Annotated in this window: 16 protein-coding genes; 9 read left to right on the forward strand and 7 right to left on the reverse strand. The window is 68.0% G+C overall.

Annotated features, from left to right (window positions below):
* Window positions 1-112 precede the first annotated feature (112 nt).
* The 7 genes from ACUN0C_RS19280 to ACUN0C_RS19310 all read right to left on the reverse strand — a co-directional run bounded on the left by ACUN0C_RS19280 (window position 113) and on the right by ACUN0C_RS19310 (window position 6,936).
* Window positions 113-1,642: a tripartite tricarboxylate transporter permease gene (locus ACUN0C_RS19280; RefSeq protein ID WP_445468037.1), complete on the reverse strand. Its 1,530-nt coding sequence runs from the start codon at window positions 1,640-1,642 to the stop codon at window positions 113-115.
* A complete protein-coding gene (locus tag ACUN0C_RS19285; protein WP_445468038.1) occupies window positions 1,630-2,079 on the reverse strand; it encodes a tripartite tricarboxylate transporter TctB family protein in 450 nt (149 codons plus the stop codon). The genes ACUN0C_RS19280 and ACUN0C_RS19285 overlap by 13 nt, the downstream gene beginning before the upstream one ends.
* Before the next feature lie 34 nt (window positions 2,080-2,113).
* The gene (locus tag ACUN0C_RS19290) at window positions 2,114-3,289 is read right to left on the reverse strand and encodes a thiolase (RefSeq protein ID WP_445468039.1); all 1,176 of its coding nucleotides are present in this window, start codon (window positions 3,287-3,289) and stop codon (window positions 2,114-2,116) included.
* On the reverse strand, window positions 3,286-3,723 hold the full coding sequence (locus ACUN0C_RS19295) for a Zn-ribbon domain-containing OB-fold protein (protein ID WP_445468040.1): 438 nt from the start codon (window positions 3,721-3,723) through the stop codon (window positions 3,286-3,288). The genes ACUN0C_RS19290 and ACUN0C_RS19295 overlap by 4 nt, the downstream gene beginning before the upstream one ends.
* Window positions 3,723-4,955 carry a CaiB/BaiF CoA transferase family protein gene (locus ACUN0C_RS19300; RefSeq protein ID WP_445468041.1) on the reverse strand — a complete coding sequence of 411 codons (1,233 nt, stop codon included), beginning with the start codon at window positions 4,953-4,955 and terminating at the stop codon, window positions 3,723-3,725. Before ACUN0C_RS19300 ends, ACUN0C_RS19295 begins: the two co-directional genes overlap by 1 nt.
* Entirely contained in the window at window positions 4,952-5,872 is a 921-nt protein-coding gene (locus ACUN0C_RS19305; RefSeq protein WP_445468042.1) for a DUF1932 domain-containing protein, read from the reverse strand. Before ACUN0C_RS19305 ends, ACUN0C_RS19300 begins: the two co-directional genes overlap by 4 nt.
* A gap of 71 nt (window positions 5,873-5,943) precedes the next feature.
* On the reverse strand, window positions 5,944-6,936 hold the full coding sequence (locus tag ACUN0C_RS19310) for a Bug family tripartite tricarboxylate transporter substrate binding protein (protein ID WP_445468043.1): 993 nt from the start codon (window positions 6,934-6,936) through the stop codon (window positions 5,944-5,946).
* On the opposite strand from ACUN0C_RS19310, the gene ACUN0C_RS19315 reads away from it, so the two are divergent.
* From ACUN0C_RS19315 to ACUN0C_RS19355, 9 genes are all read left to right on the forward strand, one after another.
* Window positions 6,920-7,087, forward strand: a complete 168-nt coding sequence (locus ACUN0C_RS19315; protein ID WP_445468044.1) for a hypothetical protein — start codon at window positions 6,920-6,922, stop codon at window positions 7,085-7,087. The two genes, ACUN0C_RS19310 and ACUN0C_RS19315, sit on opposite strands and share 17 nt — an antisense overlap.
* Window positions 7,084-8,001, forward strand: coding sequence for a LysR family transcriptional regulator (locus tag ACUN0C_RS19320; protein ID WP_445468045.1), 918 nt, complete (start codon window positions 7,084-7,086; stop codon window positions 7,999-8,001). The genes ACUN0C_RS19315 and ACUN0C_RS19320 overlap by 4 nt, the downstream gene beginning before the upstream one ends.
* 542 nt (window positions 8,002-8,543) lie before the next feature.
* The gene (locus ACUN0C_RS19325) at window positions 8,544-9,902 is read left to right on the forward strand and encodes an ABC transporter substrate-binding protein (RefSeq protein WP_445468046.1); all 1,359 of its coding nucleotides are present in this window, start codon (window positions 8,544-8,546) and stop codon (window positions 9,900-9,902) included.
* 43 nt (window positions 9,903-9,945) lie between these two features.
* Window positions 9,946-10,890, forward strand: a complete 945-nt coding sequence (locus tag ACUN0C_RS19330) for an ABC transporter permease (RefSeq protein ID WP_445468047.1) — start codon at window positions 9,946-9,948, stop codon at window positions 10,888-10,890.
* The gene (locus tag ACUN0C_RS19335) at window positions 10,887-12,812 is read left to right on the forward strand and encodes a dipeptide/oligopeptide/nickel ABC transporter permease/ATP-binding protein (RefSeq protein ID WP_445468048.1); all 1,926 of its coding nucleotides are present in this window, start codon (window positions 10,887-10,889) and stop codon (window positions 12,810-12,812) included. The genes ACUN0C_RS19330 and ACUN0C_RS19335 overlap by 4 nt, the downstream gene beginning before the upstream one ends.
* Window positions 12,809-13,657 carry an ATP-binding cassette domain-containing protein gene (locus tag ACUN0C_RS19340; RefSeq protein ID WP_445468049.1) on the forward strand — a complete coding sequence of 283 codons (849 nt, stop codon included), beginning with the start codon at window positions 12,809-12,811 and terminating at the stop codon, window positions 13,655-13,657. The genes ACUN0C_RS19335 and ACUN0C_RS19340 overlap by 4 nt, the downstream gene beginning before the upstream one ends.
* 31 nt (window positions 13,658-13,688) lie before the next feature.
* A complete protein-coding gene (locus ACUN0C_RS19345; protein WP_445468050.1) occupies window positions 13,689-15,068 on the forward strand; it encodes an amidohydrolase family protein in 1,380 nt (459 codons plus the stop codon).
* 495 nt (window positions 15,069-15,563) lie between these two features.
* Window positions 15,564-16,553, forward strand: coding sequence for a TRAP transporter substrate-binding protein DctP (gene dctP, locus ACUN0C_RS19350; protein ID WP_445468051.1), 990 nt, complete (start codon window positions 15,564-15,566; stop codon window positions 16,551-16,553).
* A gap of 4 nt (window positions 16,554-16,557) precedes the next feature.
* Window positions 16,558-17,079 carry a TRAP transporter small permease gene (locus tag ACUN0C_RS19355; protein ID WP_445468052.1) on the forward strand — a complete coding sequence of 174 codons (522 nt, stop codon included), beginning with the start codon at window positions 16,558-16,560 and terminating at the stop codon, window positions 17,077-17,079.
* Window positions 17,080-17,081 lie beyond the last annotated feature (2 nt).

Genomic DNA, 17,081 nt, shown 5'->3' on the forward strand with positions numbered 1-17,081 from the left:
CTCGGACGGGCGTTCGACGTCGAGATGCTGGAAATCGTACATCTTCATGACCTTTCCGATCCGTGTCGCATGGCGGTGCGCTTCGGGCGGGATGTCCGCCCTCCGGTCACCTTCATTCCGCGGGCGCGTGGCGGAGCCGCGGCCGCAGGACCTGCCAGCCGCGCCACAGCAGGAGCAGGCAGGTTGCGGACAGGATGGCCATGCTCAGGGGGCGGTCGAGGAAGACCATGAAGTCGCCCCGCGCGATGATCATTGCGCGGCGGAAATGCTCCTCCATCATCGGCCCGAGCACGAAGCCGAGGATGAGGGGGGCGGGCGAGAAGCCGAGCACGCGCATCAGGAATCCGAGCCCGCCGAAGAAAGCGACCAGCCACACGTCGAAGGTGTTCGTGTGCACGGTGTAGATGCCGATGCAGATGAAGGTGAGGATCGACGGGAACATGATCCGGTACGGAATCATGAGCATCCGGATCCAGATCCCGACGAGCGGGATGTTCAGGACGAGCAGCAGGATGTTGCCGATCCAGAAGCTCATCACGAGGCCCCAGAAGAGGTCCGGATGATCGCGCATGAGCGTCGGTCCGGGCGCGATGCCCTGGATCATCAGCGCACCCAGCATGATCGCCATGCTCGGGCTGCCCGGCAGGCCGAGCGTCATTGTCGGGATGAAGGCCGTCTGGTCGGCGGCGTTGTTGGACGCCTCCGGCGATACCACACCCTCGATGGCGCCGTTGCCGAAGCGCGCCGGCTCCTTCGCGATCCGCTTCTCGACGGCATAGCTGATGAACGAGGCGACCGCCGGCCCGACGCCCGGCAGGGCACCGAAGAAGGCGCCGATGCCCGAGCCGCGGAGCGCCGGCGCCCAGGAGCGGCGGACGTCGTCGCGCGTCGGCACCATGGCGCGGAAACCGAAGCTCTTGCGATCGACGCCGCCCGCCGCGACGCGCCCGACATTGCTGGCGACCTCCGCGACGCCGAACAGGCCCATGGCCAACCCGACCAGGCTGATGCCCTCGTAGAGCGTCAGACTGCCGAAATCGAAGCGCGCGACGGCCGTGTAATGGTCCATTCCGACCGTGCCCAGCAGGACGCCGAACACCACCATCGCGAGCGACTTGGTCGTGGAGCCGAAGGAAACGGTGGAGGCCGCGATGAGGGCGAGCAGCATCAGCGCGAAATACTCCGCCGCGCCGAACTCCATCGCGTAGTCGACGATCACGGGCGAGAAAAGCATCATGATGACGATGCCGATGCTGCCGCCGACGAACGAAGCGAGCGCGGTCATCAGGAGCGCGACGCCGCCGCGCCCCTGCTTGGACATCGGGTAGCCGTCGAGGCAGCTCACGGCGGAGGACGGCGTGCCCGGAACGTTGAGGAGGATTGCGGCGGTCGAGCCCCCGTAGGCGGTGCCGTACCAGATCCCGGCGAGCATGATGAGCGCCGAGGTGGGCTCCAGATGGAAGGTCAGCGGAAAGAGCATCGAGATCGCGGCGAGCGCACCGACGCCCGGAATGACGCCGATGAAGGTGCCGAGCACGACCCCCGTCAGGCAGAAGAGGAGGTTCTGAGGAAGCAGCGCGGTCTCGAGCCCGAGCCCCGCGTTGGCGACGAGGGAAGAGAGGTCGCCCATCAGATCGGCCATGCGAAGAGGGGAAAGGGAAAGCGGAGGCCGATCTTGAAGATTGCGGTCGCGACCAGGATCAGCGCGAGGGAGAGCGCGAGCGACCCCTTCAGCGTCGCGCGCGGGTCGGCGACGGAGGCGATCACGACGAGAAGAGCAATGGCCGGTGCGAGCCCGAAGCGGTCAATGGTCAGGGCGAAGGCGGCGAGCCCGGCGAGAATGGCCAGGATCGGGCGGATCTCGACGGCGGCTGCCTCGCCGGCGCGAAACAGGGCCGGAAGCAGAATGGCCAGCCCAAGCAGGGCCATGATGCAGCCGAGGACCGCCGGGAACATGCCGGGGCCCATCCGTCCGGCCGTCCCGAGATGGTACTGCGTGGCGGCGTAGACAGCCGCGAACAGCCCGGCGGCGGTGACGAGAAGACCGCCCAGAATGTCCCTGTGATCCCGGACGTTCATCGTTTCCCCCGATTAGCGGCCTCTGCCCGCCCGCTCACGACAGCGCCGATCGCCCGCCGAGAATGGCGGTGACCTGGCTGGAGAGCACCGAGCCGTTGCCGTGGCACAGCACGGTCTCGACGCCATCGACCTGGCGCGGGCCGGCCTCGCCGCGGAGCTGGCGCACCGCCTCGATCAGCAGGAACATGCCGTACATGCCGGGATGGACGCAGGACAATCCACCGCCGTTGGTGTTGACCGGAAGCGCGCCACCCGGGCCGATCCGGCCGCCTTCGACGAAGGCGCCGCCCTCTCCCTTCCGGCAGAAGCCGAGATCCTCAAGGAACAGGACGACGTTGATCGTGAAGGCGTCATAGAGCTGGAGCACGTCCACGTCGCCCGGGCCGAGCCCCGCCATGGCGTAGGCGCGCTCGCCGGATCGCCTCGCCCCGGTCGTCGTCAGATCGGGCATTGACGATATCTGCCGGTGCGTGTGCGCAGCCCCGACGCCGAGCACGAAGGCGGGCGGTTGCGGCATGTCCTTCGCACGATCGGAGCGGACGAGGACGATGGCGCCGGCGCCGTCCGTCACCAGGCAGCAGTCGCGGACGCCGAGCGGATCGCTCACGCGCCGCGCCGAAAGCACGTCCTCGATCGAGATCGGATCGCGGGCGAAGGCCTCGGGATTGAGGCCGGCCCAGCGCCGCGCCGCCACGGCCACCTCGGCGAGCTGGGCGCGGGTGGTGCCGAACTCGTGCATGTGCCGTGCGGCAGCGAGCGCATAGGCGGTCGGCGGATTGAACGGTCGGTACGGCAGCTCGTACGGGTCCGGGTCGACCGCTTCGCGGTACGCGCTGATCGTGCTTCGCCTGATCCCGGAGCGCTGGGTGCTGCCGTAGCAGACGAGGACTGCGCTGCAGAGGCCGTTCTGGAGCGCCATCGCGCCGATGAGGAGGTGGAGCAGGAAGGACGACCCGCCGACGCAGGTCGCATCGACGAAGGTCGTGTCGAGCCCGAGTTCCTGCGTGATGCGCAAGCTCGGCATCGGGCTCGTCATGCTGGCCGTCACGAGACCGTCGATGTCGGACATCCTGAGGCCGGCGTCGGCGACGGCCTTTCGGCAAGCCTCCACGGTGATCTCGATCTCGGTCCGCCCCGTCGCATCGCCGCATCCCGCCGATCCGACACCGACGATCGCGGCTGCGCCGCGCAGGGGATGGGCGCTCGTCACTGCAACGCCTCCGGCCGGAAGACGACGACCGCCGCCTCGCCGTCGCGCGCGATCTCGGCCCTGACCCGGAGGCCGATGGTCACCGCTTCCGGCGCGAGGCCGGCGACCCGGCTCATCATGCGGACGCCCTCGTCGAGATCGACCAGCACGACGTTGTAGTCGCCGCCCTGTTCGACCTTCCGGCGGACGACGGTCGTGGTGTAGACGGCGCCGGTGCCCGCCGGCGCGACCCAGGCGAGGTCGCCGGATCCGCAGTGGGGGCAGATTGCGCGGGGGTAGAAGACGTGCTGCGCGCAGGCGCCGCAGCGCTGGATGGCGAGCTGCCCGGCTTCGAGGAACGCGCGATAGCGGGCTTCGGGCGAGCCGCTGGGATCCGTTCCGGTCAGGTCGCCTGCTCGGCAAGCGTGCGCCAAAGCCGCGTCGGGAGGACCCATCAAACGACCTCCGCGGCCTGACGTGCGGCGCGGCCGTCGCGGGCTGCGCCATCCGCTATCAGCGCGTCGATCTCGGCGGACGGTATCCCGAGCTCCGCGAGGACGGCGCGGGTGTCCCACCCGAGCGGCTGGGCGGCATGACCCGGCGGCGGCGATGCGCCGTCGATGAGGATGCTCGACCTGAGGGTGGTCACGTCGCCCTCCGTGACGTGGTGCTCGGTCGATGCGAGCCCGACGGCCGTCAGATGCTCGTCGGCCGGAAGCGTCTCGAGCGTGTGGCAGACCATTGCCGGCACGTCGACCTCCGCGAAGGCGGCGAGCCAGTGCGCGGTCGGCCTCTCCCTGAGCGCATTCGCGCGGAGGTCGAACCAGCCGTTGGCGTTGCGGAAACGCGCGGCGACGCTGCGGAAGCGCTCGTCGTCGATGAGTTCCGGCCGGCCGATCGCGCGCAGGAACCCCGCCGCCTGGGCGTCCGTGTTGGCTGAGATGCTGATCCAGCCGTCGGCCGTCGCCACCGGCATGTTGTTGGGGTCGAGCACGCGGGTATCGCCCGCCGGCCCGAGCGGAGGGTGAAACGAGGACGGCCCGAGATGCTCCTGCAGGACGAACGCGGCCATCGTCTCGAACATCGGGATCTCGAGCACGGAGCCGATGCCCGTCCGCAGTCGCTTGAAGAGAGCGGCGCAGATCGCGCCCGCCGTGATCTCGCCCACGGTGTGGTCGCAGATGACCATCGGCACGTAACGGGGGACGCCGTCGCGGCGGAGGGAGAGGCCGGCGATGCCGGAGACACCCTGGACGACGCTGTCATAGGCGGGCCGCCCCGCATACGGTCCGGCTGCCCCGAAGCCGGTGATGGAGCAGTGGATGAGCGACGGATGGCGCGCAAGGCAACGTTCGCCGTCGAGGCCGAGCCGCGCGAGGGCATCCGGCCGCATGTTGGACACGAAGACGTCGCAGGACGACAGCATGTCGTCGAGGACGCGCCTGGCCTGCTCGCGGCGCAGGTCGAGGCAGACGGAGCGCTTGGCGCGGTTGAAGTGAAGATATTTGCCGGAGAGGCTGCCGGAGGGCGACGGGCCGCCGAGCGTCCGGAGCACGTCCCCGCCGGGCGGCTCGATCTTGATGACCTCCGCGCCGAGATCCGCCAGCCGGAGCGTCGCCGACGGCCCGACGACGACGCTCGTCAGGTCCAGGACACGGATGCCGGAAAGCGCTCTGTCGTCACTCATTGCGTTCTCGCTGGGAAGATTGGTTTCGAACTCGTGGTGGGGGCGAGGGCATTCTCGCGTGCCCCTGTCGGTGCCGGGCCCGCTCCGCCGAACAGGCGGCCGAGCGCGGCGATGTCGGCCGCCGTCTCCGGCGAATCCGACGAAAGGCGCGAATAGAGGCGAGCGATCGCGCCGTAGATCGCGGCGACATCGCCGTCCGCCGAGAAGGACGCGACCTCCTCCATCTCTGCGACCCAGCGATAGGTCTTCGGGTACATTGCCGGGATCTGGCGCGCGAACCACGCGTGCAGTTCGGGTTGGCTGCGAGCAAGCTCCGCAGTCATCGCGTCGGCCGCTCCGGCGCGGCTCGCCGTGACGAACATCGCGCTGCCGATCGCAGTAATCCCCTTCATCAGCCCGCCGAAGCACATCTTGAGCGCCGAGGCCGCACCATTTCCGCCTTCGAGCATCGTCACGTCGAGGCCGAGCGCGAGCACGTCCCGCGCCGGCCCGGCATGGTCGCCGGCGAGATAGAGAAAGGGTCCTGCATAGCCTTCGGCGGGCGGCAGGCCGATGATGCAGCCGTCGACATACCGGCCGCCCGCCGCCGCGATGGCCCGCTCCACGCACGCCGAAGTCTCGGGGCCGATCGCATTGAGATCGACGTAGAGCGGCGCGCGCGCCGAGGTCCGGAGGAAGGGCGCCATCCGTTCCGCCGCCGCCAACGCCTGCGCCGGAGGGACGATCGACAGCACCAGGTCGACCTGCGCGACCTCCTCGTCCGTGACGATGCGCATTCCGGCTGCGCGGGCCCGGTCGGCCGTCGAGCGGCTTCGGCCGGCGAGGCTGGTCCGGACCTCGATCCCCGACTCCACCAGCCGGCGCGCGATCGCGCTTCCCATGCGCCCTGGCGCGATGATGGCGACGGTAGGGGTCATTCTGGCGGCCCGGGTCCGAGGTGAGGAGAAGCGAAGGGGCCGGACCACAAGAGCACCGGCCCGCCGCCGGATCACTGGACCTTGAGGTCCATCTTTCCGATCAGATCCTTCCACTTCTGCAGCTCGGAGGCGATGTAGGATGCGAACGCCTCCGGGCTCTGGCTGACCGGGGTCGCCTCCACGGCCTCCAGGCGCGCCTTGACGTCGGGCTCCGCGAGGATTTTTGCGATTTCACCGTTCAGCCGGGCGACGATTTCGCCGGGCGTTCCCTTCGGAGCGGCGAGGCCGAACCACGAGCCGGCCTCGTAGTCGGGCACACCGGCTTCCTGCATGGTGGGCAGGTCCGGAAGGCTTTCGGCGCGATTGCGCGATGTGATCGCGAGCGCGCGCAGGCGTCCTTCCTTGATGAACGGAATGCTGACGGGATTGACGAATCCGAGCTCGATCTCTCCGGCTGCGATCGCCACGGTCATCGGCCCGTTGCCGTCATAGGGCACGTGAACCATGTCGATGTCCGCCATCTCCTTCAGGAGCTCGCCGGCGAAGCGAAGCGAGGAGCTCGGGCCGCTACTGCCGAAGCTGAGTTGTCCGGGATGCGCCTTGGCATAGGCGAGCAGTTCTTCGACGGACTGCACGGGCAGCTTCGGGTTGACGGCGAGGATGAGCGGCGTCTCCGTCATCTGCGTGATCGGCACGAAATCCTCGGTGCTGTAGGGCAAGCGGTCGAACAGCCAGGGGTTCATCGTGAAGACGTGGCTCATGACGAGAAGCGTGTAGCCGTCGCCGCGCGACTGTGCCGCTGCCTGGGTCGCGATCACCTGGCCGCCGCCGGGACGGTTCTCCACCACGAAGGGTTGTCCCCATGCGGCCCCGAGCCGCTCGGCGACGAGGCGGCCGATCATGTCCATGGGGCCGCCCGGCGCGACCGGAACGAGGATCTTCACGGGCTTCTCGGGATAGGTCTGGGCCTGCGCCGCGGCCCCCTGCGCCAAGCCGAGCGCCAGCGCCACGCCCGCGGCGGCGAGCGACCGGCGGAGAAAAGCCCTCTTGCTGATCCTGCTCATTCCTTCCTCCCTCTGCTGCTTCGCCTTTGCTTTCGCCCTGGTGGCGGACGGCGAAGCGTCGTTGTCAAACCTTGCCGCCGACGATATGGCGACGGCGGCTTCGCGCGTGATGCATTCTCGTTCGACTTCGATGAGGGGCTCGTATCGATGAACCTGGATGCACCGGCTCTGCTTGCGTTCCTGACGATCGCGGAGACCGGCAGCACGCATGCTGCGGCACGCAGCCTGGGGCTTTCCCAGGCGGCGATCTCGCGACGCCTGTCGCGGCTCGAGGAATCCCTCGGTGTCTATCTGTTCGTCCGTGGCAGCCATCAGCTGAGGCTCAGCAAGGCGGGCGCGCGGCTCCTCCCGGAGGCGCGCGCTCATCTCGACGCGCTGATGCAGGCGCTCGCGGCTGCCCGCGCCGCGGGACCGGACGGGATCGCCACGATCACGGTCGGCTGCCTGGCGACGCTGTCGCTCTACGTCCTGCCCGCCATCCTCGCGGAGTTCCTCGCCGAGGAGCCGGCGGTTCGCGTGCGCGTCCTCGACCTCTCGCCGGCGGAGATCGAGGAGAGCGTCGTCAACGGCGTCGCGGATTTCGCGGTGACGATGCTCGGCCTCGGCGCACCGACATTGATCCACGAGGTGCTCGCCCAGGAGCCTCTCGTGCTGGTCACCCCGCTCGATCATCCGCTCGCGCGTCTGACCAGCGTCCGCTGGTCGGACCTGAGCGAAGTCTCGCTGATCGGCATCGGTCCCCATTCGGCGAACCAGCGCCTCCTCGACAGCGCACGCGGCAGCATCGGCGTCCGGCTCGACTGGCAGCACGAGGTGCAGCGGATCACCACCGCGGTGGAGCTGGTCGCTGCCGGCGTGGGGCTCGCAGTGATACCTTCGACGCCGGAGATCGAGCGCCGGCCGAACATCCGGGTCGTGCCGCTCGTCGCCCCCGTCGTGACACGGCGGATCGGCGTGCTCAGACGGTCGGGCGAGCCGCTGTCGCCGGCCGCCGCACGCCTGAGGCGGCTGATCGCAATCCGGCTCGGGCGCCGCGGCGAGGCGTTGGGAAAAGCCGGGTCCTGACCTCCGCTTGTGTGCGCGGACGCCACTTGCGCGAGAGCGCTCCCGCCCGACTGAGAGGGCCTTCCGCTCCACAGTAGCGTCGAAACCGGAGCAGGCTTCCTCCCGGAAGCCGCGAATCAAAGCCAGCCGCCCTCGCCAACAATTTCATGGGTCCGGACCCCGGGGCCGGGCGGGGGTCGATGGTCGCGGCGGCATCGCTACTGCCTGGACGGCTGCCACGCCAGTTGAACGTGTCGCGGGAGGAAGTGGAAAATATTTCCACGAACATAACTCTTGCATCGACCAAATCGGTCTGCAAAATTTCGACCGCGGAACGCAGCGGGGCTTGCACAAGTCCTTCTCAGTCCAGTTCGGTCGTCGCTTTGCACCTTTTACGTACACAGGACCTCGATTGGCTAATCATGCACAAAACAACCAGAGCGGGATTGACGTTTGCGTTTTCGTGCTTGCTCGCGTCTATGAGCGCGCCGACAGTAATGGCGGAGCCTGCGGGAACATTTAATTACGGTACGGCGATCCAGTTGAACAACTGGAACCCCCTGGTGAAGCCCAACCGGACATACACCGGCATCGTCTACGAAACGCTGATCAAGACGGCGGCGGACGGGATCACGCTCGAACCGGGTCTGGCCACCGAGTGGTCGCTGTCGCCGACGGAAATGAAGCTGACGCTGCGCCCCAACGTCGTCTTCCACGACGGCAGCCCGTTCGATGCCGATGCGGTGAAGAAGAACATCGAATGGATCAAGAGTTCGGGCACGCAGTGGGCGAACAGCTTCGATACGGTGGCCGAGGTCGTCGTTGACGACCCGACCCACGTGACGCTGAAGCTCAGCCGCCAGACCCCGAGCATGGCGCAGCGACTCGCCACGCGCGGCGCCTTCATGGTCGCGCCTGCGACGATCGACGCTGAGAGCTGGGACAAGGCGAACGGCACCGGGCCGTGGGTCTACGACATGAACGCCTCCCAGCCGAGCGCCAAGGAGGTGTTCACCTACTTCAAGGACTACTGGGCGCCGGAGGATGTCGGCGTCGAGTCGATCGTCGTGCACGTCATCCAGGACCGGAACGTGGCGCTGAACACGCTGCGGAGCGGGCTCGTGGACGCCGCCGAGATCGGCACCTCGATCGTGGAAGCCGCGAAGGGGGCGGGCCTCGAAGTGGTGTCCACCCCGACGCTGGTGCAGCACTTCCTGCTGCTCGACAGGAACGACGTCTTCAAGGACGAGAACGTTCGCAAGGCCGTCTGCCATGCGGCCGACATGAACGCGATCGCCGAGGGCGCGTTCGACGGCTTCGCGCAACCGGTGTCGCAGCGCCTCCTGGAGGGGCAGCCAGGCCACAACCCCGACCTGAAGGGCTACCATTACGATCCCGAGCTGGCGAAGGAATACCTCGCCAAGGCCGGAAATCCGAAGATCGCGATCACGCTGCCGATGTTCACGGGCAACCAGACGGCCGTCACCCTGATCGCGCAGTACCTCCGCCAGATCGGCGTCAGCGTCGAACCGCAGATGATGAACGCGGGCCAGTACTTCACCTACTATCAGTCCAACCGGTACCCGATGCAGCTCAACACGAGCGCCACCGAAAGCGTCGGCCCGCTCGACTACTACCAGTTTCGCTTCGGCCCCGAGGGCGTCGGCAATCCGTTCAAGGCGGCCGTGCCCGAGCTCGACGCGATCGTGGAGCGTGCGCTCGCCGAGAACGACCTCGAGGCGCAGGACAAGATCTGGCAGGAGATGATGAAGTACATCGAGGATCACGCCCTCGACTGCAACTTCTATCTCACCACCCACAACTGGGCGTACAATCCGGAGCGGGTCAAGGACCTACCGACGACGGTCATGGAGCCGTCCACGCTGCGCTACAACGAGGTCGAGCTCGTCGACGCGCGATAATAGCGGGGGGAGAGGCGAGGCAGGCGGCAGGAGAGGCGGGTAGGTGGCGCGGCTGGTGCTCTTTCGGGCGGGGATGGCGCTGATCGCCATGCTGCTCGCGGCGGGCTTCGTCTTCCTGCTCATCCACTTCTCGCCGACCGACCCGGTCGTGCTGGCGCTCGGTGACGGCGCCGCCCCGGCGGCGGTGGAGGCCAAGCGGCGCGAGCTCGGCCTCGACCTCCCGATGCCGGTGCAGTTCGTGAACTGGCTCGGCGGAATCCTGCAGGGTGACTTCGGGACCTCCTTCTTCACCCATCGCCCGGTCGCCGATTCCATCGTGGAGCGGCTGCCGGTCAGCCTGTCGCTGCTCGCGGTCGGCACCTTCTTCGTCATCACCCTGGGCCTCGGCCTCGGCTTCATGGCCGGGCTCCGGCCGAACAGCTGGGTCGACAACCTGGTCACGTCTGCAGTCTCGCTGGCGCTCGCGACCCCGAGCTTCTGGCTGGCGCTGATGCTGGGGGTGGTGTTCGCGGTGCACTGGCGGATCCTCCCGGTGGCCGGCTACGTCCCGCTCACCCAGGATCCCGCCGCCTGGCTCAAGTGCATGCTGCTGCCGGCGTTCTCGCTCGCCTTGCACGGGATTGCGGTCGTCGGCAGGCACATGCGCGGCGCGGTGATCGACGTGATGAACGCGCCGTTCATCGAGGCGGCGCGCGCACGGGGGACCCCGCGCAGCCGCATCGTCCGCCGCTATGTCCTGAAGAACGCGCTCCTCCCCGTGCTGCCGATGATCGGCGTGCAAGTGGCGCTGCTCGTCGCGACGAGCGCGGTCATGGAGAAGGTGTTCATCCTGCCCGGCCTGGGCACGCTGATGGTCGATTCGGTGATCTCGAGCGACTTCCCGATGCTGCAGGGGGCAATCCTCGTGGTCGCCGCCCTCCTCATCACGATCAACCTCCTCGTGGACATCGGGCTCGGGCTGCTCGACCCGCGGGTTCGCCCGCAATGACGAGCACGGCGGTGGAGGACGTCCCGGAAAGCGCCGGTCGCGCGCGGCCGGGAAGCCGGGTCCTCGGCAAGATGATCCGGGAGCCGGCGACGGTCGCCGCCTTCATTGGCGTCGCGATCCTCGTCCTCCTGGCGGTCTTCGCGCCCGTTCTCGCGCCGTACGACCCGAACTTCGCCAATATCGCCAGCCGCCATCAGGGCCCGTCATGGGCGCACTGGTTCGGCACCGACGACCTCGGCCGGGACGTCCTCTCGCGCGTCCTCTACGGCACGCGGACGGCGGTGTGGACATCCACGATCTCCGTCGCTCTCGCAATGGCGGTCGGCGTCCCGGTCGGCCTGCTGGTCGGCTTTTTCGGCGGCTGGTGGGACCGTCTCGCGATGCGCGCCACGGACATCCTGCAGTCCATTCCCTCGCTGATCTTCGCCTTCGCCATGATCGCGATCCTGGGCCGCGGGGCCAACCAGACCTCGCTCGCGGTCGCGATCGTGTTCGCCATCATCCTCGTGCGCGTTACCCGGGCGCTCGCCCTGCGCGAACGGGAGCTTCTCTACGTCGATGCGGCGCGCGTCGCCGGCATGTCCACGCCGCACATCCTGTTCCGGGAGATCCTGCCGAACGTGGCCGGGCCGGTGATCGTGGAAGCGGCGATCATGCTCGGCTCCGCCATCACCATCATCACGAGCCTGACCTTCCTCGGGCTCGGCCTCGACGCGGAGACCGTCGACTGGGGCGGCATGCTGGACGAAGCGCGGCGCTACCAGTCGGTCTACCCGCTGATGGCCCTGCCGCCGGGCCTCGCCATCATATTCGCGGTCCTCGTCTTCAACTTCGCCGGCGACGGTCTTCGCGACGCGCTTGCCGGGAAGCAGACCATTGCAAAAGCGGCGAGGCGGGCCGGGTCGCGACCGGTTCCGGTGCCTTCGACGAGCGGCCGCGCCGAAAGGCCGGACGTCAATCTCGAGGTCGACGGACTCAGCGTCGCCTTCCCCGCCGAAGGCCGCCCGCCCGTCGAGATCCTGTCCGACGTCAGCCTGTCGCTGAACCGCGGCGAGATGGTCGGCCTGGTGGGCGAGTCGGGCAGCGGCAAATCGATGACCGCGCTCGCGATCATGGGCCTGCTACCGGCACCCGGCCAGATCACCGGCGGTGCGATCCGGCTGGGCGAGATCGACCTGACGGCATTGTCGGAGCGCGATCTCAACCGCCTCCGCGGCGCGGAAATCTCGATGATCTTCCAGGATTCGATCGCCTCTCTCTCGCCGGTCCACACCGTGGGCGAGCAGCTTTCCGAACCGCTGCGCCTCCACAAGGGGCTCGACAGGGCCGCAGCGATGAAGAAGATCGTCGCGCTCCTGGACCGGGTCGGCGTCCCGAACGCCGCGCAGCGCATCCACGACTACCCGCACCAGTTCTCCGGCGGCATGGCGCAGCGTGCCGCCATCGCCATGGCGCTGAGCGGGGGCCCGAGCGTCCTCGTCGCGGACGAGCCGACCACGGCGCTCGACGTGACGATCCAGGCGCAGGTGCTCGACCTCCTCTTCGAGCTGAAGGAGCAGTTCGCGATGAGCGTCCTGCTCATCACGCACGACCTCGGCGTGGTCGCGGAATCCTGCGACCGAGTGCTCGTGATGTATGCCGGCCAGATCGTGGAAGAGGGCCCGGTGGACAGCGTCCTCCTCCGGCCGCGCCACCCCTACACGCATGGGCTGCTGCAGGCGATGCCGCGCAGCGATGTGCGCGTCGCGCGGCTGCCGACGGTCAGGGGCTCCGTCCCGCCGCCCTGGGATTGGCCGGCCGGCTGCCGGTTCGCGCCGCGCTGCCCCTATGCGGCCGGACGTTGCAGCGCCGGCCCCGTCCCGCTCGTGGATGGCGTCCGCTGCGTGCGCGCCGGCGAACTGAATCTCACGGCGGCCGCATGAGCGCGCCGCTCCTCGCCGTCTCCGACCTCGTCGTCTCCTACCCGCTCGGCTCCGCGCTCGGCTTCGGCAGGGGCCGCACGTTCGACGCGGTGAAAGGCGTCAGCTTCACGATCGAACCGGGCCAGGGTTTCGCGCTCGTGGGGGAGTCGGGGTCCGGAAAGTCGACGATCGGCCGCGCGATCCTCGGGCTCGTGCCCGTGGCGAGCGGCTCCATCGTCTTCGACGGCGCCGACGTCGCCGCTTTCGGCAAGCGCGTCCCGCTCGCCTACAGGCGCCAGGTGCAGGTGGTCTTCCAGGACCCGCGCTCGTCGCTGAACCCGCGGCGCACGGTCGGCGAGCAGATCGGTCAGGTCCTTCAGCGCCATTTCTCCACCGGCCGGACCGAGACGGAGCGGCGCGTCTGCGACCTCCTCGGCAAGGTCGGGCTCGGCGCCTATTTCGTCGACCGGTTCCCGGGCGAGCTTTCCGGCGGGCAGCGCCAGCGCGTCGCCATCGCGAGGGCGCTGGCGACCGAGCCCCGGCTCCTCATCTGCGACGAGCCGGTGAGCGCGCTCGACGTCTCGACGCAGAGCCAGGTGCTGAACCTGCTCGCCAGCCTGCGGATCGAGCTGGGCCTCGCCTATCTCTTCATCTCGCACGATCTCGCGGTGGTGCGGCAGGTGGCCGATGTCGTCGCGGTGATGCAGCGCGGCCGGATCGTCGAGGTCGGAACGAGCGACACGCTCTACGAGGCCCCGGCCGATCCGTACACGCGGCTGCTGCTGTCCTCGGTTCCTCAGCCGAGCCCGCTCGGCCGCGAAGAGCGGCGCGCGGCCCGCCGCGCCCTGCGCGCCGCCCCGGCGTAGACCCCGGCATCCCCCGCCTCACGGAGACACCATGGGAAGTTTCCTTTTCCGCAACGTGCATCTCATGTCCTGCAACGCCGAGATCGGCGACATGGAGAAGGCCGACGTGCTGGTCGACGGGTCCGTCGTCAGCAAGGTCGGAACAAGCGTGGATGCCGCCGGTGCCGAGGTGATCGACGCCACGGGCATGCTGATGATGCCGGGCATGATCGACACCCACACCCACCTCTGGGAGAGCGTGTTCAAGGGCCGCGTCGCCGACGGCTGGGGGATGGAATACTTCACCAACGTGCATCCGCTGGTGAGCTATTTCGAACCGGAGGATACCTATGCCGGCGTCTATGCCGGCGCGGTGGAGGCTCTCGCCGCCGGCGTTACCTCGATGTTCGACTACAACCACTGCATCCACAGCCCGGAGCATGCTGATGCCTCGGTCGCGGCCCTGCGGGACTCCGGCATCAGGGCCACGCTCGGCTACGACCTGCGCGGCAAGAGCCCGAACGCGAAGCAGAAGCTCGCGCCATCCGCCGACCGCTTTCCCGACATCGAGCGCCTGCGCGGCACCATCCCGAACGGTTCCTCGGATCTGCTGCGCCTGGCGGTGTGCCTCAGCGACGTCAACAGCGAGAGCACCGAGATGGTGGCCCGGGAGGTGGCGTTCTCGCGGGACATCGGCTGCCCGATGTCCTGGCACTGCAACAAGGCGGGCGAGATCGAGTTCTTCGCCGGCCGGGGCCTGCTCGGGCCGGACATGCTGCCTGCCCACGGCAACTACACCACGGACGAGGATCTGAGGCTGCTGGGCTCGGTCGGCGGCTGCCTCACCTCGCAGCCCGAGGCCGAGACCTATGCCGGCCGCAGGTCCATGAGCATGGTCGCCCGCGGCCACCGGCGCGGCGTGACGATCGCGACGGGCATCGACGTGCCCTGCATCATGAATGCCGGCCTCCTGCCGCAGATGCGGCTCCTGTTCTTCCTGCAGCGCTACCTGGACGGGGTCGTCGAGCGCCACGAAGGCCACGTGCCGGTGAAACGCCGCCCGGGCGTCCCGACCTTCGACGCGCGCGACATCGTGGAGATCGCCACGGTGAACGGCGCGAAGGCGATCTGGATCGACGACGTGGTCGGGCAGATCGCGCCGGGATACCAGGCCGATCTCGTACTCATCGACACGCGCGACTTCGGGCTCTCGGAGGGGGACCCGGCGGGTCACGTGGTGCTCAACAGCTCGCTCGGCGACGTGGACACCGTCATGGTCGCCGGCGAATTCAAGAAGCGCGACGGGAGGATGGTGGGCGTCGACCACCGGGCGCTGGTCGACGCCCGCGAGGCCGCACGCGACCGCGTCTACGCGCGTGCGGGCGAGGCGCCGGGAGGGCTCCACAAGACCTACTGGTCGTGGAGCGAGTAGCGATCGGGGACATTGCTCGGACGCCGATGCCGACCGTCCCGATCGTCGACACCCGCTCCGTGGCCCGGGGGAGATGACCGGGAGATCTCAGGCAGCCGGTCTCCGACCGCTGTTGGGGGCCACGATCGCCGGAGGGACGCGGCAGCCAGTCTTCTTGTCATGCGCGGTTCATCAGAATCCACCGCCGGCGGCCTCCACGCTCGATCATCCAAGAGCCGGCACAAAGATGAGTTTGCGCGATATCTGACCGGGACAGGCCCGACCTGAGCCTCTCGCTGGTCCTGGTAGCTCGGGCCTCTTCGGCCCGGATCCGCTGTGCGGCCCTGATCGTCCGCGGCGAGCACGGCGGCATCGCGACCGAGACCATATCGATCCCGGACACCTGCGTCAGCCATTGTCGCGGCGCCAAAAAGGTGCCAGTCTTCTATAAGACCGCTCCTTGCAAGAGACTCGGACTGCCGGCAGCGGCGCAACGCAAGGAGCCGGAGGAAAAGGATGGCACAGCACCTTTGGAGAAGGGCAATAGGCTACGCTGTTCTCGGCAGCCTCTTGGCGTGCGGAGCGGCTCAGGCGGAAGACCGGCTGCGCGCCATCGTGGCGTATCAGAGCCAGTATTTCTATGCGAAGACGTTCGCCACCTTCGTCGAGAAGCTGAACGCCGCCGGGAAGGGCGTGGTTCAGATCCAAGTCGTCGGGGGCCCGGAGGCAATACCTCCCTTCGAGCAGGCAGACGCCGTGCGTACCGGTGTCGTCGACATGCTCTACGCTCCCGGCACGTACTATCTCGGTCTCATCCCGGAGGCTGACGCGGTTGCGGCCTCCTCCATCACCCCGATGGATGCGCGGGCGGACGGCGCCTTCGAAATCCTGCGCAAGCCGTTCGCGGCAAAGATGAACGTGGAAATCCTAGGCGTTGTGCCTGGAGGCGTGCCGTTCAACATCTTCCTGAAGGAGGAGCCGAAGATCGGCGCGGACGGCGTGCCGGATCTGACCGGAGTGAAGCTGCGCGGGTCGCCGACACAGCGTGACTTCCTCACCCAGGTGGGCGCCACCTTCGTTCAGATCCCCCTTCCTGAAACGTACACGGCGCTCGAGCGTGGAGTGGTCGACGGCATGGCGACGCCGATCGTGGGGGTCATGGACCTCGGCTGGGACAAGTTCCTGAAGTACCGGATCGAGCCGGGGGTCTTCCAGACGGACAACATGATTTACGTCAATCTGGACAAGTGGAATGCTCTGAGTGAAGAGAGCAGGAAGATCCTCAAGCAGATTGCGGAGGAGCAGGAGCGGGAGAGCTACGACTTCGCCCAGGAGGTTATCCAGAACGAAAAGGCCGCGCTGGCCGAACGCGGCATGAAGGCGATCGAACTCTCCACAGAAGGTGCGGAGAAGTACAAGCGCATTGCGCAAGATGCGATCTGGGGTCGGCTGGAGAAGAACGACCCGACCTATTACGAGGAACTCCGCTCCAAGCTCGACCGCTGAAGACATGGCGGCGCTCGCGCGATGGCTGGGCGGATTGCACGACAGGCTCGTTACCTCCCTCGCAATCGTCGCGGGCCTGGCGATCTGGGCAATCGTGGGCGCCATCCTCGTTGACGTCGTGGCCAGAAACCTCGGCGTGCGCGGGGTAGCCCACACATACGCTCTGGTCGAGTATGGGCTTCTCCTGATCACCATTCTCGGTAGTCCGTGGCTGATCAGGACGAGGGGCCACATCTTCGTCGAGATCGTCTTCCACGCGCTGCCGCCCGCGGCTCAGAGAGCGCTCTCGACCCTCGTATGTCTCGTCTGCGTCGTCGTGTGCCTCGTGCTCTTCGCTTATTCGCTTGGCGAGACGGTTTCGGCGTTCCGGCGCGGGGTGATGGAGACGCGCTCCTTCGATTTCCCGCGCTGGATACCGTTGAGCGTGTTTCCGGCAGGCTTCCTGCTGATGGCCGTCGAATTTCTGCGCATCCTGCTGGGCCGCGATCACCTGCATCCGGTCGCCTCCATGCCGCACGGGAAGTGAGT

It is taken from the genome of Faunimonas sp. B44 (assembly GCF_052655945.1).

Coding starts and splice junctions, on each gene's coding strand:
- ACUN0C_RS19280 (WP_445468037.1), bottom strand. CDS start 1,642: ATGGCCGATCTGATGGGCGACCTCTCTTCCCTCGTCGCCAACGCGGGG.
- ACUN0C_RS19285 (WP_445468038.1), bottom strand. CDS start 2,079: ATGAACGTCCGGGATCACAGGGACATTCTGGGCGGTCTTCTCGTCACC.
- ACUN0C_RS19295 (WP_445468040.1), bottom strand. CDS start 3,723: ATGGGTCCTCCCGACGCGGCTTTGGCGCACGCTTGCCGAGCAGGCGAC.
- ACUN0C_RS19300 (WP_445468041.1), bottom strand. CDS start 4,955: ATGAGTGACGACAGAGCGCTTTCCGGCATCCGTGTCCTGGACCTGACG.
- ACUN0C_RS19305 (WP_445468042.1), bottom strand. CDS start 5,872: ATGACCCCTACCGTCGCCATCATCGCGCCAGGGCGCATGGGAAGCGCG.
- ACUN0C_RS19310 (WP_445468043.1), bottom strand. CDS start 6,936: ATGAGCAGGATCAGCAAGAGGGCTTTTCTCCGCCGGTCGCTCGCCGCC.
- ACUN0C_RS19320 (WP_445468045.1), top strand. CDS start 7,084: ATGAACCTGGATGCACCGGCTCTGCTTGCGTTCCTGACGATCGCGGAG.
- ACUN0C_RS19335 (WP_445468048.1), top strand. CDS start 10,887: ATGACGAGCACGGCGGTGGAGGACGTCCCGGAAAGCGCCGGTCGCGCG.
- ACUN0C_RS19340 (WP_445468049.1), top strand. CDS start 12,809: ATGAGCGCGCCGCTCCTCGCCGTCTCCGACCTCGTCGTCTCCTACCCG.
- ACUN0C_RS19345 (WP_445468050.1), top strand. CDS start 13,689: ATGGGAAGTTTCCTTTTCCGCAACGTGCATCTCATGTCCTGCAACGCC.
- dctP (WP_445468051.1), top strand. CDS start 15,564: ATGGCACAGCACCTTTGGAGAAGGGCAATAGGCTACGCTGTTCTCGGC.
- ACUN0C_RS19355 (WP_445468052.1), top strand. CDS start 16,558: ATGGCGGCGCTCGCGCGATGGCTGGGCGGATTGCACGACAGGCTCGTT.